This is a genomic window from Streptomyces sp. 63XJN7_1_ISO-PGPR-S23-121 (assembly GCF_056173025.1).
Window position 1 is genome coordinate 345,939 of sequence record NZ_CM149653.1, and the last position, 15,747, is coordinate 361,685.

At 71.4% G+C, this 15,747-nt stretch carries 14 protein-coding genes; 11 read left to right on the forward strand and 3 right to left on the reverse strand.

The window, feature by feature from the left end:
* Positions 1-14 precede the first annotated feature (14 nt).
* From AC0VYN_RS01655 to AC0VYN_RS01675, 5 genes are all read left to right on the forward strand, one after another.
* Positions 15-1,475 (forward strand): aldehyde dehydrogenase family protein, encoded by a 1,461-nt coding sequence (locus tag AC0VYN_RS01655; RefSeq protein WP_475534477.1) that lies wholly within the window; start codon positions 15-17, stop codon positions 1,473-1,475.
* A gap of 57 nt (positions 1,476-1,532) precedes the next feature.
* Positions 1,533-2,174, forward strand: a complete 642-nt coding sequence (locus tag AC0VYN_RS01660) for a PadR family transcriptional regulator (protein WP_475534478.1) — start codon at positions 1,533-1,535, stop codon at positions 2,172-2,174.
* An 86-nt stretch (positions 2,175-2,260) separates the two neighbouring features.
* Positions 2,261-3,202, forward strand: coding sequence for an ATP-binding cassette domain-containing protein (locus tag AC0VYN_RS01665; protein ID WP_475534479.1), 942 nt, complete (start codon positions 2,261-2,263; stop codon positions 3,200-3,202).
* Positions 3,199-3,960, forward strand: coding sequence for an ABC transporter permease (locus AC0VYN_RS01670; protein ID WP_475534480.1), 762 nt, complete (start codon positions 3,199-3,201; stop codon positions 3,958-3,960). The genes AC0VYN_RS01665 and AC0VYN_RS01670 overlap by 4 nt, the downstream gene beginning before the upstream one ends.
* Positions 3,961-4,054: 94 nt before the next feature.
* Positions 4,055-4,816, forward strand: coding sequence for a MerR family transcriptional regulator (locus AC0VYN_RS01675; protein WP_475534481.1), 762 nt, complete (start codon positions 4,055-4,057; stop codon positions 4,814-4,816).
* A 15-nt stretch (positions 4,817-4,831) separates the two neighbouring features.
* Here AC0VYN_RS01675 and AC0VYN_RS01680 read toward each other — a convergent pair whose 3' ends face one another.
* Positions 4,832-5,197, reverse strand: a complete 366-nt coding sequence (locus AC0VYN_RS01680; protein WP_030184065.1) for a YbjQ family protein — start codon at positions 5,195-5,197, stop codon at positions 4,832-4,834.
* Positions 5,198-5,329: 132 nt separating this feature from the next.
* Here AC0VYN_RS01680 and AC0VYN_RS01685 point away from each other — a divergent pair, with 132 nt between their 5' ends.
* The gene (locus AC0VYN_RS01685; RefSeq protein WP_475534482.1) at positions 5,330-6,298 is read left to right on the forward strand and encodes a DedA family protein; all 969 of its coding nucleotides are present in this window, start codon (positions 5,330-5,332) and stop codon (positions 6,296-6,298) included.
* Positions 6,299-6,358: 60 nt separating this feature from the next.
* Here AC0VYN_RS01685 and AC0VYN_RS01690 read toward each other — a convergent pair whose 3' ends face one another.
* Positions 6,359-8,065 (reverse strand): threonine/serine exporter family protein, encoded by a 1,707-nt coding sequence (locus AC0VYN_RS01690; protein ID WP_475534483.1) that lies wholly within the window; start codon positions 8,063-8,065, stop codon positions 6,359-6,361.
* 120 nt (positions 8,066-8,185) lie between these two features.
* Positions 8,186-8,677, reverse strand: a complete 492-nt coding sequence (locus tag AC0VYN_RS01695; protein ID WP_007452023.1) for an inorganic diphosphatase — start codon at positions 8,675-8,677, stop codon at positions 8,186-8,188.
* Between the two features lie 79 nt (positions 8,678-8,756).
* On the opposite strand from AC0VYN_RS01695, the gene dacB reads away from it, so the two are divergent.
* The 5 genes from dacB to ftsH all read left to right on the forward strand — a co-directional run bounded on the left by dacB (position 8,757) and on the right by ftsH (position 15,637).
* Positions 8,757-10,346, forward strand: a complete 1,590-nt coding sequence (gene dacB, locus AC0VYN_RS01700) for a D-alanyl-D-alanine carboxypeptidase/D-alanyl-D-alanine endopeptidase (RefSeq protein ID WP_475534484.1) — start codon at positions 8,757-8,759, stop codon at positions 10,344-10,346.
* A gap of 77 nt (positions 10,347-10,423) precedes the next feature.
* Entirely contained in the window at positions 10,424-11,551 is a 1,128-nt protein-coding gene (locus AC0VYN_RS01705; RefSeq protein ID WP_385458838.1) for a zinc-dependent metalloprotease, read from the forward strand.
* Between the two features lie 191 nt (positions 11,552-11,742).
* Positions 11,743-12,789 carry a tRNA lysidine(34) synthetase TilS gene (gene tilS, locus AC0VYN_RS01710; protein ID WP_385458836.1) on the forward strand — a complete coding sequence of 349 codons (1,047 nt, stop codon included), beginning with the start codon at positions 11,743-11,745 and terminating at the stop codon, positions 12,787-12,789.
* 73 nt (positions 12,790-12,862) lie between these two features.
* Positions 12,863-13,423 carry a hypoxanthine phosphoribosyltransferase gene (gene hpt / locus AC0VYN_RS01715; RefSeq protein WP_385458927.1) on the forward strand — a complete coding sequence of 187 codons (561 nt, stop codon included), beginning with the start codon at positions 12,863-12,865 and terminating at the stop codon, positions 13,421-13,423.
* A gap of 174 nt (positions 13,424-13,597) precedes the next feature.
* Positions 13,598-15,637: an ATP-dependent zinc metalloprotease FtsH gene (gene ftsH / locus AC0VYN_RS01720; protein ID WP_385458925.1), complete on the forward strand. Its 2,040-nt coding sequence runs from the start codon at positions 13,598-13,600 to the stop codon at positions 15,635-15,637.
* Positions 15,638-15,747: the final 110 nt, after the last annotated feature.

Sequence of the window (15,747 nt, forward strand, 5' to 3'; positions counted from 1 at the left end):
GATTGAGGGATCACATGTCGTCGTACTTCACCGACCTCGCCCAGCAGTACATCGACGGCGCGTGGCGTCCGGGGACCGGTTCCTGGGACATCATCGACTTCAACCCGTACGACAACGAGAAGCTGGCCTCGATCACGATAGCCACCGTCGACGAGGTCGACGCCGCGTACCGGGCGGCCGAGCGGGCGCAGAAGCAGTGGGCGGCGACGAACCCGTACGCGCGCCGCGCGGTGTTCGAGAAGGCGCTGCGGCTCGTGGAGGAGCGCGAGGCGGAGATCAGCGAGGCGATCATCGCCGAGCTCGGCGGTACCCGTCTGAAGGCCGCCTTTGAACTGCACCTCGCCAAGGAGTTCCTGCGCGAGGCCGTCCACCTGGCGCTGCGCCCCGAGGGCCGGATCATCCCCTCGCCGGTCGACGGCAAGGAGAACCGCGTCTACCGGGTCCCGGTCGGCGTGGTGGGCGTGATCAGCCCCTTCAACTTCCCCTTCCTGCTCTCCCTGAAGTCGGTCGCCCCGGCCCTCGCCCTCGGCAACGGCGTCGTCCTCAAGCCGCACCAGAACACGCCGATCGTCGGCGGCACCCTGGTCGCGAAGCTCTTCGAGGACGCCGGCCTGCCGGGCGGTCTGCTCAACGTCGTGGTCACCGACATCGCGGAGATCGGCGACGCCTTCCTGGAGCACCCGGTCCCGAAGGTGATCTCCTTCACCGGCTCGGACACGGTGGGCCGCCACGTGGCCACGGTCTGCGCCGCGAACTTCAAGCGCTCGGTGCTCGAACTGGGCGGCAACAGCGCCCTGGTGGTCCTCGACGACGCCGACCTCGACTACGCGGTCGACGCCGCCGTCTTCAGCCGCTTCGTCCACCAGGGCCAGGTCTGCATGGCCGCCAACCGCGTGCTGGTCGACCGCGCGGTCGCCGACGAGTTCACCGAGAAGTTCGTCGCCAAGGTGAAGAGCCTCAAGGCCGGCGACCCGAGCGACCCGGCGACCGTCATCGGCCCCGTGATCAACTCCTCGCAGGCGGACGCGCTCACCGGTGTGGTCGAGCAGGCCCTCGCCGAGGGCGCCACCGCCCTGGTGCGCGGCACGGCCACCGACAACCTCGTCACGCCGTCGGTCCTGACCGGCCTGCCCGCCGAATCCGCCCTGCTGAAGCAGGAGGTCTTCGGCCCGGTCGCCTTCCTGGTCACCTTCGACGGCGAGGAGGAGGCCGTCCGCCTGGTCAACGACACGCCCTACGGTCTGAGCGGCGCCGTGCACACGGCGGACGTCGAGCGGGGCGTCGCGTTCGCCAAGCGGATCGACACCGGCATGTTCCACGTGAACGACGGCACCGTGCACGACGAGCCGATCGTGCCCTTCGGCGGCGAGAAGCACTCCGGGATCGGCCGGCTGAACGGCGACACGATGCTGGACGCCTTCACCACGCAGAAGTGGATCTCGGTGCAGCACGGCCGGAGCGGCTTCCCGTTCTGACCGGCGCGGGCCGGACCGGCGTCCGGTCCGGCCCCGTCCCCGCCTAACCTGGACCGCATGTCAGTGATCCGTCTCCTGGTGCTCGGCGCGGTGCGCCAGCACGGGCGGGCCCACGGCTACCAGGTGCGCAACGACCTGGAGTACTGGGGCGCGCACGAGTGGTCCAACGCCAAGCCCGGCTCGATCTACCACGCGCTCAAGCAGATGGCCAAGCAGGGACTGCTGCACGCGCACGAGATCGCCCCGTCCACCGCGGGCGGCCCGCCGCGCACGGAGTACGAGATCACGGGGAAGGGCACCGAGGAGTACTTCGCCCTGCTGCGGGAGTCCCTCACCGCCTACGACCAGAAGCCGGACGTGCTCTCCGCCGGCCTCGGCTTCATGGTCGACCTCGGCCGCGAGGAGGTGCTGGCCCTCCTGGAGGAGCGGATCCGGGCCATCCGGGAGTGGCGCGAGTCCGTCACGACGTACTACACGCCCGGGGACGGCCCCGGACAGCTCGGTCATATCGGCGAGATCATGAACCTCTGGGTGCACTCCGCCGACACGGGCGCCGAGTGGACCCGCGCTCTCGTGGAGCGCATCCGCGGCGGCGCGTACACCTTCGCCGGGGAGGGCGAGCCGTTCGTCGGCGTCCTGGCGGAGGGCGAGGAGAACCCGTACGCGACGGGGGAGCGGCATCGCGGGGACGTCGGCTGAGCAGCCTAATCAAGTTTGACTAAGGCCGGGTGCGGGCACTACCTTCGCCAGTCAAGTAGTCAACTTTGACTAGCAGGGGAGGCGCAGTGGCCGATGCGGCGATCACCGTCGAAGGGGCACGCAAGAGGTACGGCAGCAGGAACGCGCTGGACGGGCTCGGCCTGACGGTCACGCGCGGCACGGTGCACGGGGTGCTCGGACCCAACGGCGCCGGCAAGACCACCCTGGTCCGGGTCCTGTCCACCCTGCTCCGGCCGGACGCCGGCCGGATCGAGGTGGCCGGGCACGACGTCGTCACCGAGGCGTACGCCGTACGGCTGCGCATCGGCCTGCTCGGCCAGCACGCGGCGCTCGACGAGGAACTGGGAGGCCGGCAGAACCTGGAGATGTTCGGCCGCCTGCACCACCTGGGCGCCCGGCGGGCCCGCGCGCGTGCCGGGGAACTGCTGGCACGCTTCGGCCTCACCGACACCGGACGCAAGCCGGTCGCCGCGTACAGCGGCGGCATGCGGCGCCGCCTGGACCTCGCGGCGTCCCTGATCACCGAGCCGGAGGTGCTCTTCCTGGACGAACCGACCACCGGACTCGACCCGCGGGGCCGCGCCGAGGTGTGGGACTCGGTCCGCTCCCTGGTCGATGGCGGTACGACGGTCCTGCTCACCACCCAGTACCTGGAGGAGGCCGACCAGCTCGCCGACCGCGTCTCCGTGGTCGACGCCGGCCGGGTCGTCGCCGACGGCACGCCGGACGAACTGAAGGCCGCCACCGGCGGCGACCGCATCGACGTCGTCCTGCGCGACGCCGGACAGCTGGGCGCCACGGCCGGCCTGCTGCCCCTCACCGGCGTCCGCGTCGACCCCGACCGGCGGCTGCTCAGCGCGCCGGTCACCGACCGGATGGCGGCGCTCTCCGACGTCGTCCGGGCGCTGCGCGAGGCCGGGATCGAGGCCGAGGACGTGGCGCTGCGCCGGCCGACCCTGGACGAGGTGTTCCTGCACCTCACCGACCACGCCGAGGAGGCCGTGTGACCACGTACGCCCTGACCGACTGCTGGACCATGACCCGCCGCGAGCTGGCCCGCTGGGCGCGGCAGCCGGTCCCCGTCGTCGTCGGCCTGGTCTTCCCCGTCATGCTGCTGCTGATGTTCGGCTACCTGGTCGGCGGCGGCCGGGGCGTGAGCGGCGACTACGTCGACTACCTGGTCCCCGGGATGCTCGCCCTCACCATGGCCTTCGGCCTGGAGGGCACCATGATCGCCGTCACCCGGGACCTCGACAGGGGCGTCATCGACCGGTTCCGCTCGCTGCCGATGGCGAACGGCGCGGTGCTGGTGGGCCGATCGGCCGCCGACATGCTCCAGTCGACGGCCGGCCTCGCGGTGATGATCGCGGTCGGGTACGCGCTCGGCTGGCGCGCCCACGGCGGCCCCGGCGCGTTCCTGGGCGCGGTGGGCCTGCTGCTGTTCTTCCGGTTCGCCATGCTGTGGGCCGGCATCTTCCTGGCCCTGGTGGCGGGGAAGCCGGAGCTCGTGCAGGCGGTGCAGATCCTGGTCTGGCCGGTCGGCTTCCTCTCCAACGCCTTCGCCGCACCGGACTCCATGCCCGGCTGGCTGGGCACGGTCGTCCAGTGGAACCCGATGTCGCAGACCACCACCGCCGTGCGGGACCTGTTCGGCGGCCCCGGCGGCGAGTCGGGACACGTCTGGGCGGCCGTCGTCTGGCCGCTGGTGCTGCTCGCGGTGTTCTTCCCGCTGGCGGTGCGCAGGTTCGCCCGCCTCAGCCGGTAGACCGGTCCTCCGCCCGGTCCGCCGGCGGCGGCCGGGCTTGCACCTCACGTGGCGTGAGGAGGCAGCGTGGACGGCGTCACAGAAGGGAGCGGAAGTGAGCTACTCCGTGGGACAGGTGGCCGGCTTCGCCGGAGTGACGGTGCGCACCCTGCACCACTACGACGACATCGGCCTGCTCGCCCCCGGCGGGCGCAGCCGCGCGGGCCACCGGCGCTACAGCGACGCCGACCTCGACCGGCTGCAGCAGATCCTGTTCTACCGCGAGCTCGGCTTCCCGCTCGACGAGGTCGCCGCCCTGCTCGACGATCCGGCCGCGGACCCGCGCGCGCACCTGCGCCGCCAGCACGAGCTGCTGACCGCCCGGATCGAGAAGCTGCAGAAGATGGCGGCGGCCGTGGAGCACGCCATGGAGGCACGCAGCATGGGCATCAACCTCACGCCCGAGGAGAAGTTCGAGGTCTTCGGTGACTTCGACCCCGACGAGCACCAGGAGGAGGTGCGGGAACGCTGGGGCGACACCGACGCCTACCGCCAGTCGCAGCAGCGTACGGCCTCGTACACCAAGGAGGACTGGCAGCGCATCCAGGACGAGGCCGACGAGCTCACCCGGCGCTTCGTCGCTCTGATGGACGCCGGTGAGCCCGCCGGCTCCGAGGCGGCCATGGACGCCGCCGAGGACCACCGGCAGGGGATCGTCCGCAACCACTACGACTGCGGGTACGAGATGCACGCCTGCCTGGGCGAGATGTACGTCTCGGACGAGCGTTTCACGCGAAACCTCGACCAGGCCCGGCCGGGCTTCGCCGTCTACCTGCGGGATGCGATCCTCGCCAACGCCGCCCGGCACACCTCCTGAGCGTCGTGGCCCGGGTCACTCCCGGGCCACGACGACCGCCGTCCCGTACGCGCACACCTCGGTGCCCACGTCCGCCGCCTCGGTCACGTCGAAGCGGAACGCCAGCACCGCGTTGGCGCCCCGCGCGCGTGCCTGCTCCACGAGCCGCTCCATGGCCTGGTTGCGGGTCTCGACGAGGGTCTTGGTGAGCCCGCGCAGCTCACCGCCGACCAGTGACTTCAGCCCGGCGCCGATCTGGCTCCCCAGGTGCCGGGAGCGTACGGTCAGTCCGAAGACCTCCCCGAGCACCTCCTGCACCCGGTGGCCGGGCAGGTCGTTCGTGGTCACGACGAGTACGTCGGGCTGAGGGCCCTGTCCGCCGCCGTATTCTTCAATGCCCATGGTTCACAGGGTTCCCCGGCCGGGCGCACGGCGCACCTCCGGCGCACAGGTGGAACCCGGACCCACGCGGCTGCGTTGATACGTTGAGGCAGCCAAGCCCCAGCCCGCCCCCCAGTGCAGGAGCCACATCCCGTGACCACGCTTGCGCTCGGCCCCGAGTGGCTGAGCCCGGACTATCTGATCGAGACCTTCAGCCTGGCCGGCATCCTGCTGATCGTCTTCGCCGAGTCCGGTCTCTTCGCGTTCCTGCCCGGCGACTCGCTGCTGTTCACCGCCGGCCTGTTCGTCGCCCAAGGGCAGTACATCAGCCAGCCGCTGTGGCTGGTGTGCACCCTGATCGTGGCAGCCGCCGTCCTCGGTGACCAAGTCGGCTACATGATCGGCAAGTTCTTCGGCCCCAAGCTCTTCAGCCGGCCGAACTCCAGACTCTTCAAGCAGGAGAACCTGGAGAAGGCCCACGAGTTCATGGAGAAGTACGGCCCCAAGGCGATCGTCCTGGCCCGCTTCGTGCCGATCGTGCGCACCTTCGCCCCCATCGTGGCGGGCGCCGGCCGTATGAAGTACCGCACGTTCCTCACGTACAACGTGATCGGTGGCGTGGCCTGGGGCACGGGTGTCACCCTCGCCGGCTACTGGCTCGGCCAGATCGAGTTCATCCGCACCAATGTCGAGGCCATCCTCGTCCTGATCGTCCTGGTCTCGGTCGTCCCGATCGGCATCGAGTTCCTGCGGGAGCGCGCGAAGAAGAAGCGCGCCGCCGCGGCCGAGTCCCCGGCGGCCCAGCAGCCGCAGCAGCCCCAGCAGCCGCAGTACCCGGTGATGGACGACGCGACGACCCAGCTCCGCCGCGTGGATGCCTACCAGCAGCCGCAGCAGCCCCAGCAGCAGTACGACCAGGGCTACGGCCGGCAGGGCTACGCCGACGAGAACTACGGCAACCAGGGGTACGCCGACCAGGGATACGGCAACCAGGGCTATGGCAACCAGGGCCACGGCAATCAGGACTACGGCAACCAGGGCCACGGCGATCAGCAGCAGCAGCAGTACCCGCGCGACCACGGGCAGCAGGGCGGGCAGGGCCCGTACAACCAGGGCTACTGAACGGCCCGAGGGCCGCGGGGAGCCCGCGGGCATCCGGCGCCGGGGCCACCGAACCCGGCGCTAGAAACCCCGCGTCCGCTTCGCGGCCCGCCTGCCGGCGGCGCTCGCCGCCCCCGGCACCTTCAGGAACAGCCGGGAGATCTCCCCACCGAGGTTCACCCCGATGGCGATGGCCATGGCGAGCGCCACCGCCTTCGACAGCGACAGCAGCCCCGCGTCCACCTTGCTCTGGGCGATCGCCAGCAGCCCGAAGTACGTAGCGGAACCGGGCAGCAGCGGCCCGATCGCCGCGGTCGTGTACGGCAGCGCCGACGCGAAGCGGTACCGGGACATCAGCTGCCCGAACAGTCCCACCAGCCCTGCCGCGGCGGCCGTGGAGGCCACCGGGGAGATGCCGCCGGTGTTGTGCATGGCGCCGTAGACGCACCAGGCGACGCCGCCGTTCAGGGTCACCGCCAGCACGGTCGTCCGTTCCTGCTGGAGCAGGATCGCGAAGGCCAGCGACAGCAGCATCGACGCGAAGATCTGCACGATCGGCTCGTCGCCCGTGCCCAGCGCGGCGTCCGGGTTGAGGTTGGCGCCCAGCTGGACGCCGAAGTACAGCACCACCAGCACCCCGGCGACGATGCTGACGAAGAAGTACATGACCTCCAGCAGACGCGCGGCGGCCGTGATGTAGAAGCCGGTCAGACCGTCCTGCACGCCCGCGACCAGCGCCCGCCCCGGCAGCAGGGCGAACAGGCCACCGGTGATGACCGCGGACGACTTCACGTCGACGTGCGTCAGCGTCAGCGCGATGCCGATCGCGGCGGGCGGCATCGCGGCCACCGCGAACTGGTAGAACTCCGGCAGTCCACGCCCCGCGCACAGCCACGCCAGCCGGTCGCCGAGCATCGCGCCGAACATCGCCGCGAAGAACACGATCACGTCACCGCCGACCAGCAGCGAGGCCGCGCCGGCCAGCGCTCCGCTCGCCGCGGTCAGGACCCAGGTCGGGTACGGGTGCCGGTTGCGGCGGATCTCCGCGAGGCGCCGGTAGGCCTCCTCCAGCGAGATGTGCGTGTCCGCGTCGCTGAGGTCGTCCACGAGCTGGAACACGGCCGCGAGCCGCGTGTAGTCGGTGCCCCGGCGGCGCACCGTCCGGGACGCCGTCACCGGGTCCTCGACCAGGGACGGCTGGTGGGAGACCGACAGCAGCGTGAAGGTGACGTTCGGCTCGCAGCGGTCCAGGCCGTAGGAGCGGCAGACCGCGAACATCGCCGCCTCGACGTCCTCGGCGCCCTCACCGCCCGCCAGCAGCAGCTCCCCGATACGCAGCGTCAGGTCGAGCACGCGCGGCACGGCGGGGCCCGTCTCGTCCTCGTGCCGGTGGGCCGTCTCCGGCGCGGGCCGCTCGGCCACCGGCATGCGCAGCATCGCGCGCATCCGGTCCTGCCACGGCACGTCCTTCGTCAGGCCCAGGGCCGGGAAACCACCCGCCGGAGTGAACGCGGCCGGCGTGTTCCACGCGCTGTAGGTGCTCGGCGTGGTGAACGCCGACCCCTCCGCCTCGGCGGAGGGCGCCGCGGGCACGTCCAGACCCTCCGGCAGCGAGAACTCCGAGGTCGTCTCGGACTCCGATCCGGTGGCCCGGGCGACGGCCAGCCCTTGCGGGACCTCGAACTCGGACGTCGACGACTCGCCGTCGGCCGCCGCGACCCCTTGGGGCGGCCGGAAGGCGCTGTGCGCCTCGTCCGACTGCGGCTTGCGGTCCTCCGCCTCCGTCACCTGCGCAACGCTCCCTGAGCCTCCGTACGACACCCCCTCCTCTAACCCTCAGTATGCGGGCCCAAACGTGAACGGGCCGCACGCGCTCGCGTGCGGCCCGTTACGGGAGGGGCTCCTGTGTCAGTGGCCGCCCTGGTCCTTGAAGCGCTTGTAGGACCGCTCGATCTCGGCCTCGGCGTCGGTGCGGCCCACCCAGTCGGCGCCCTCGACCGACTTGCCCGGCTCCAGGTCCTTGTAGACCTCGAAGAAGTGCTGGATCTCCAGGCGGTCGAACTCCGACACGTGGTGGATGTCACGCAGGTGCTCCACACGCGGGTCCGTCGAGGGCACGCACAGCAGCTTGTCGTCGCCGCCGGCCTCGTCGGTCATGCGGAACATGCCGATCGCGCGGCAGCGGATCAGGCAGCCCGGGAAGGTCGGCTCGTCGAGGATGACCAGCGCGTCCAGCGGGTCGCCGTCCTCGCCGAGGGTGTTCTCGACGAAGCCGTAGTCGGTCGGGTAGGCGGTCGAGGTGAAGAGGCGGCGGTCCAGGCGGATACGACCGGTCTCGTGGTCCACCTCGTACTTGTTCCGCGAACCCTTCGGGATCTCGATCGTGACGTCGAACTCCACCGGACGCTCCTCCATGATCAGCACATAGTTCTGGTGGTTAAGTGTCCCTCACGCAGGTGTGTGATCGCGAAAGGGGCTGGTGGTCGTGCCAGAGCTGAGGCCTTGGCGGGCCGCGAGACCGCACGTGGTGCGGGTCGCGGGCGCCGTACGTCCGCGTCTCGCACGCGCCGCCCGGGCCGCCGGACCGCGTCTGACGCGGCTCGCGCGGGCCACGGCGCCGCAGCCCACCCGCGGGCCGAAGACCTGGCAGTACACCGCCGGCGCCGCCACCGCCGGACTGGCACTGGCCGCCGGTGTGGTGACCGCCGCCGGCCCCTGGGACTCCACGGGTCAGCGTACGGCCGAGCGGGACCGGGCAGTCGCCCTGGAGCACACGGGTGGCGCAGATCACGGCCGCGGGTCCGCCGGCCCCGGCGCGGCCGCCGGGAAGCCCCGGCCCGCCCCCAGCGCCGCGTCCGTCCTCACCGCCCTCGCCGGCGCCTCCGGCACCGCCCCCGGCGGCGTCCGGGCGGCACCACGCGGCGAGGCCCTCGCCGGCCTCTTGGGCCCCCTCCTCGACGACCCCGCGCTCGGCGCCCGGCGCGGCACGGCGGTCGTCGACCTCACCACCGGCAAGCGCCTGTACGGCCGCGGCGCCGGCACCGCCCTGACCCCCGCCTCCACCACCAAGATCGCCACCGCGGTCGCCGCGCTCTCCGCCCTCGGCCCCGACCACCGCCTCACCACCCGCACCGCCCTGGAGAGCGACACGGGCGAACTCGTCCTGGTCGGCGGCGGCGACCCCACCCTCACCGCCCGCCCGGACGCCGCGGGCCTCGCCAGCCTGCGCACCCTCGCCGAGCGGACCGCCACGGCCCTGAGGAAGCGCGGTGTGACCAAGGTGACGCTGTCGTACGACACCACGCTCTACGCCGGTGCGGAAATGCACCCGATCGGGGTCAACGAGAACCTCGCCCCCGTCACCGCCCTGATGGCCGACGAGGGCCGCACGGACGACTCCACCAGCGGACCGGCCCCGCGCGCCGCGGACCCGGCGGCGGACGCCGCCCGTGCCTTCGCGGGCTTCCTGGGCGACCACGGCGTCACGGCGTCCGCCCCGGGCCCCTCCAAGGCCACGGACCGCGCCGCCACCCTCGCCACCGTCTCCTCGCCCCCGCTGTCCGCCCTGGTCGAGCGAATGCTGACCAACAGCGACAACGACCTCGCCGAGGCCCTGGCCCGGCACACGGCCGTGGCGACCGGGCAGCGCGCCGACTTCGACGGCGTCTCCGCCGCGGTCACCGCCCGGCTGAAGGGGCTCGGACTGCCCGTGCGGGGCGCGGTGTTCCACGACGGCAGCGGCCTGGACCGCACCGACCGGATCACCGCCGACCTCCTCACGGCGCTGCTCGCCGAGGCGGCCGACCCCGCCCGGCCCGAGCTCCGGCCGGTCCTCACCGGTCTCCCCGTCGCCGGCTTCACCGGCACGCTGAGCGGCCGGTACGCGGACGGCGCGGCCGGTCTCGTCCGCGCCAAGACCGGCACCCTGACGGGGGTGAACACCCTCGCCGGCACCGTGGTCACCCCCGACGGCCGTCTGCTGGCCTTCGCCTTCCTGACCAGCGACACGACGGACGCGCAGGCCGCCCAGACCGCCCTGGACCACGCGGCGACCGTCCTCGTGTCGTAGCGGCGGGCAGCCGTGGCCCCCACTCCACCGCCCCGCACAGCCTGCCTTCGACGGCGGCGCTCACGTACCGTTGAGGGATGACGAGCATCGGCGCATCTTCCGGCATGGTCGACTGGAATCTCGCGGTGGCGACCGCGACCCGGCTCGTGCGGCCGGGCCCCGAGGTGAGTCGCGACGAGGCCCGGGCCGTCGTCGCGGAACTCCGCCGCCACGCCAAAGCCTCGGAGGAACACGTCCGGGGCTTCACTCGTCTGGCGACCGACGAGGTCCACGACACCCCGGTCCTCGTCGTTGACCGCCCCGGCTGGGTCCGGGCGAACGTCGCCGGATTCCGGGAGATCCTCAAGCCCCTGCTCGAGAAGATGGAGGAGCGCCGCGGCGGCTCCCCCGGCAGCGCGGTCCTCGGCGCCGTCGGCGGCAAGGTCACCGGCGTGGAGCTGGGCATGCTCCTGTCGTTCCTGTCGTCCCGAGTCCTCGGCCAGTACGAGACCTTCGCCCCGGCCACCCGTGAGCTCCCCGCCGGTGCCGATGGAGGCGGCCGGCTGCTGCTCGTCGCGCCGAACATCGTCCACGTCGAGCGCGAACTCGACGTCGAACCCCACGACTTCCGCCTGTGGGTGTGCCTGCACGAGGAGACGCACCGCACCCAGTTCACCGCCGTGCCGTGGCTGCGCGACCACCTTGAGGGCGAAATCCAGTCGTTCCTCGCCGAGACCGACGTCGACCCCATGACCGTGCTGGAGCGCGTCCGCGAGGCCGCCCAGACGCTCGCCGGGGGACGCCCCGAGGGCGAGGAGGACGACGGCGGCCGGTCGCTTGTCGAGCTGGTGCAGACACCCGCCCAGCGGGAGGTCCTCGGCCGTCTCACCGCCGTGATGTCGCTGCTGGAGGGCCACGCGGACTTCGTGATGGACGGGGTCGGCCCGGCGGTCGTGCCGAGCGTCGCGGAGATCCGCGAGAAGTTCCAGCAGCGCCGCGCCAAGGGCGCCTCCCGCCTCGACATGGCCCTGCGCAAGCTGCTCGGCCTGGACGCCAAGCTCCGCCAGTACCGGGACGGCGAACGCTTCGTACGGGCCGTCGTCGACGAGTGCGGCGTGGACGGCTTCAACCGCGTGTGGACCTCGCCCAACACGCTCCCCACCAAGGCGGAGATCGCCAAACCGGCGGACTGGATCGCGCGGGTGCACCGCACGCCGGAGTCGTGAGCCCCGCGGGCGGATCGTGAACGAATCCGGCCGACGGCAGGCGAACGCCCCTTCAATCACCCGTCCGAGGGACCGTGAGCCTTCGGCAGGCGTGCGATGCTCGGGGAACGGCCCGTTTCTGTCACCATCTACACACTCTGCGTGACCGAACCTCGGGCTCACCCCCGAAAACTTCATGAAGGGCACCGGACATGGGTCCCCATCCTGCGGTCGCGGCGATACGCCTGGCGGTCCGCCGCGTCCTCCACGACATCCTGACCGAACTGAACACCACGGCAGGCGTCCCCGCCGGGACGGCCGCCGAGCGCGCGCCCGACCGTCCGCCGGCGCCGCTCGTGCTCGTGGCGTGCTCCGGCGGCGCCGACTCGATGGCGCTCGCCTCCGCCCTGGCCTTCGAGGCCCCCCGGCTCGGCATCCGCGCCGGCGGCGTCACCGTCGACCACGGCCTGCAGACCGGCTCCGACCTGCGCGCCGAGGAAGTCGTCCTGCGCCTGCGCGAGCTCGGCCTCGACCCGGTCGAGGCGACCGCCGTGACCGTCGGCCGGGAGGGAGGGCCCGAGGCCGCCGCCCGCGACGCCCGCTACGCCGCCCTGGACGCCGCGGCCGCCCGTCACGGGGCCGCCGCCGTCCTGCTCGGCCACACCCGCGACGACCAGGCCGAGACCGTCCTGCTGGGCCTCGCCCGCGGCTCCGGCATCCGCTCCCTGTCGGGCATGGCCGCGGTCTCGGGGGCCGGCGGCCGTTACCGGCGCCCCTTCCTCCAGGTCGACCGGCAGACCGCCCGCAAGGCCTGCATGGTCCAGTCCCTGCCCGTCTGGGACGACCCGCACAACGCCGACCCCGCGTACACCCGCTCCCGGCTGCGCCACGAAGGCCTGCCCGCCCTGGAGAAGGCCCTCGGCAAGGGCGTTGTGGAGGCCCTCGCCCGTACGGCCCAGCTCTCCCGGGACGACGCCGACGCCCTCGACACCTGGGCCCGCCAGGCCGAGGCCGGCGTCCGCGACGCAACCGGCGTCCTGGAGTGCGCCAAGCTCTACGCCCTGCCGCCCGCCGTGCGCCGCAGAATCCTGCGCCGGGCCGCCATCGAGGCCGGCGCCCCGGCCGGTGCGCTGTTCGCCCGCCACATCGAGGAAGTCGACCGGCTGATCACCGGCTGGCGCGGTCAGGGAGCCATCAACCTCCCCGGCAAAGTCGTCGCCCGGCGGCAGGGTGGCAGACTGGTGATTCGGCAAGGCTGAATCCGGAAGCTCCCACCGACCCGTCCGGGGTCACCGGGGTGATCCGGAGTGGCCGGTGGGACGACCGAAAGTGATGCGGGTGGACGCGAACGACATGGGTGCCGACCTCGAGAAGGTACTCATCACCAAGGAAGAGATCGACGCGAAGCTGGCCGAGCTGGCCGCGAAGATCGACGCGGAGTACGAGGGCAAGGACCTGCTGATCGTCGGTGTCCTCAAGGGCGCCGTGATGGTCATGGCCGACCTCGCCCGGTCGCTGTCCACCCCCGTCACCATGGACTGGATGGCGGTGTCCTCGTACGGCGCGGGCACCCAGTCCTCCGGCGTGGTGCGGATCCTCAAGGACCTCGACACCGACATCAAGGGCAGGCACGTCCTGATCGTCGAGGACATCATCGACTCCGGCCTGACACTGTCCTGGCTGATCTCCAACCTCGGCTCGCGCGAGCCCGCCTCCCTCAAGGTGTGCACGCTGCTGCGCAAGCCCGACGCCGCCAAGGTCGCCATCGACGTGCAGTGGGTCGGTTTCGACATCCCCAACGAGTTCGTCGTCGGCTACGGGCTGGACTACGCCGAGAAGTACCGGAATCTGCCGTTCGTCGGTACGCTCGCGCCTCACGTCTACGGTGGCTAGCACAGCCTCGTAGGGCGGAACGGGAACCCCGGCGGCCCCCGCGGCGTTGGAGCATGCAGACGGGACGTCGACCGTCCTGTGCGGCTTCGGGCCACCAGGCTGGGGTACCGTCAGAAGAACTGTCTTATCAGACTCACTATGGCAGGAGGGACGGGGCGGCACCGCTCCGTGTGGATGGACGTGAAGCGATACTTCCGTGGGCCGGTCATGTGGATCGTGCTGGCCGTCCTTGCCGTGGTCGTGTTGATGCAGGTCGTCGGCTCGTCCGGCGGCTACAAGACGGTGGACACCGGCCAGGTCGTCCAGGCGATCAACAACAACAAGGTCGAGTCGGCCAAGCTCACCACCGGTGACGAGCAGACCATCAAGGTCCAGCTCAAGGACGGCGAAAAGATCAAGGGCAGCTCGAAGATCCAGGCGAGCTACATCGGCGATCAGGGCGTGACCATCGCCGGCACCCTGCAGAACAAGTACCAGGACAAGCAGATCCCCGACGGCTACACCGTGTCGCCGTCCAAGCAGAACGCCTTCGTCGGCATCCTGCTCTCCCTGCTGCCGTTCGTCCTGATCGTGGTCGTCTTCCTGTTCCTGATGAATCAGATGCAGGGCGGCGGCTCCCGGGTCATGAACTTCGGCAAGTCCAAGGCGAAGCTCATCACCAAGGACACCCCGAAGACGACGTTCTCCGACGTCGCCGGGTCGGACGAGGCCGTCGAGGAGCTCCACGAGATCAAGGAGTTCCTCCAGGAGCCGGCGAAGTTCCAGGCCGTCGGCGCCAAGATCCCCAAGGGCGTGCTGCTGTACGGCCCGCCCGGTACCGGCAAGACCCTGCTCGCGCGTGCCGTCGCGGGCGAGGCGGGCGTGCCGTTCTACTCGATCTCCGGTTCCGACTTCGTCGAGATGTTCGTCGGTGTCGGTGCCTCCCGGGTCCGTGACCTGTTCGAGCAGGCCAAGGCGAACGCGCCGGCCATCGTCTTCGTCGACGAGATCGACGCGGTCGGCCGCCACCGCGGCGCCGGCCTGGGCGGCGGTCACGACGAGCGCGAGCAGACGCTGAACCAGCTGCTCGTCGAGATGGACGGCTTCGACGTCAAGGGCGGCGTGATCCTCATCGCCGCGACGAACCGGCCCGACATCCTCGACCCGGCGCTGCTGCGCCCGGGCCGTTTCGACCGGCAGATCGCCGTCGACCGGCCGGACATGCAGGGCCGTCTGGAGATCCTCAAGGTCCACCAGAAGGGCAAGCCGGTCGCGCCGGACGTCGACCTGTCGGCCGTCGCCCGCCGCACCCCCGGCATGACCGGTGCCGATCTGGCCAACGTGCTGAACGAGGCCGCCCTGCTGACGGCCCGCAGCGACCAGAAGCTGATCGACAACCACATGCTGGACGAGGCGATCGACCGTGTGGTCGCGGGCCCGCAGAAGCGGACCCGGATCATGTCGGACAAGGAGAAGAAGATCACCGCGTACCACGAGGGCGGTCACGCCCTGGTCGCGGCGGCCTCACCGAACTCCGACCCGGTCCACAAGATCACGATCCTCTCCCGCGGCCGCGCCCTCGGCTACACGATGGTGCTCCCGGACGAGGACAAGTACTCGACCACGCGCAACGAGATGCTCGACCAGCTCGCCTACATGCTGGGCGGCCGCGCGGCCGAGGAACTGGTCTTCCACGACCCGACGACCGGTGCCGCGAACGACATCGAGAAGGCCACCAGTGTGGCCCGCGCGATGGTCACGCAGTACGGCATGACCGAGCGTCTGGGCGCGATCAAGTTCGGCGGCGACAACACCGAGCCCTTCCTCGGCCGTGAGATGGCGCACCAGCGCGACTACTCGGAAGAGGTCGCCGCGCTGGTCGACGAAGAGGTCAAGAAGCTCATCGAGACGGCGCACAACGAGGCCTGGGAGATCCTGGTCGAGAACCGCGACGTCCTCGACAACCTCGTCCTCGCCCTGCTCGAGAAGGAGACGCTCGGCAAGGAGGAGATCGCCGAGATCTTCGCGACGATCGTCAAGCGCCCGCCCCGGCCCGCCTGGACCGGTTCCTCCCGCCGCACCCCCTCGACCCGCCCGCCGGTGCTCTCCCCCAAGGAGCTCGCACTGACCAACGGGGCGAACGGTGCGACGGCGGCGATCTCCACCGCCAAGAGCACCACGGCGGAGCCCGCCCCGGCACCCGAGAGGGCCCCGGAGGACCGCCCGGAGAGCTGATCACGGCCTCCCCGCGACCGATCAGGGTCGGAATGTAAGCCGCGCCCCCCAGGTTCTAGCCTTGGGGGGCGCGGCATTTCCGTATGCCGGCATGCGAGAAGACAGGAACG

Bases quoted from the DNA above. Each gene is read 5' to 3' on its own strand.
- tilS (WP_385458836.1), top strand. From the start codon at position 11,743: ATGGGTCCCCATCCTGCGGTCGCGGCGATACGCCTGGCGGTCCGCCGC.
- AC0VYN_RS01660 (WP_475534478.1), top strand. From the start codon at position 1,533: ATGTCAGTGATCCGTCTCCTGGTGCTCGGCGCGGTGCGCCAGCACGGG.
- ftsH (WP_385458925.1), top strand. From the start codon at position 13,598: ATGGACGTGAAGCGATACTTCCGTGGGCCGGTCATGTGGATCGTGCTG.
- AC0VYN_RS01680 (WP_030184065.1), bottom strand. From the start codon at position 5,197: ATGGGCATTGAAGAATACGGCGGCGGACAGGGCCCTCAGCCCGACGTA.
- AC0VYN_RS01655 (WP_475534477.1), top strand. From the start codon at position 15: ATGTCGTCGTACTTCACCGACCTCGCCCAGCAGTACATCGACGGCGCG.
- hpt (WP_385458927.1), top strand. From the start codon at position 12,863: ATGCGGGTGGACGCGAACGACATGGGTGCCGACCTCGAGAAGGTACTC.
- AC0VYN_RS01705 (WP_385458838.1), top strand. From the start codon at position 10,424: ATGACGAGCATCGGCGCATCTTCCGGCATGGTCGACTGGAATCTCGCG.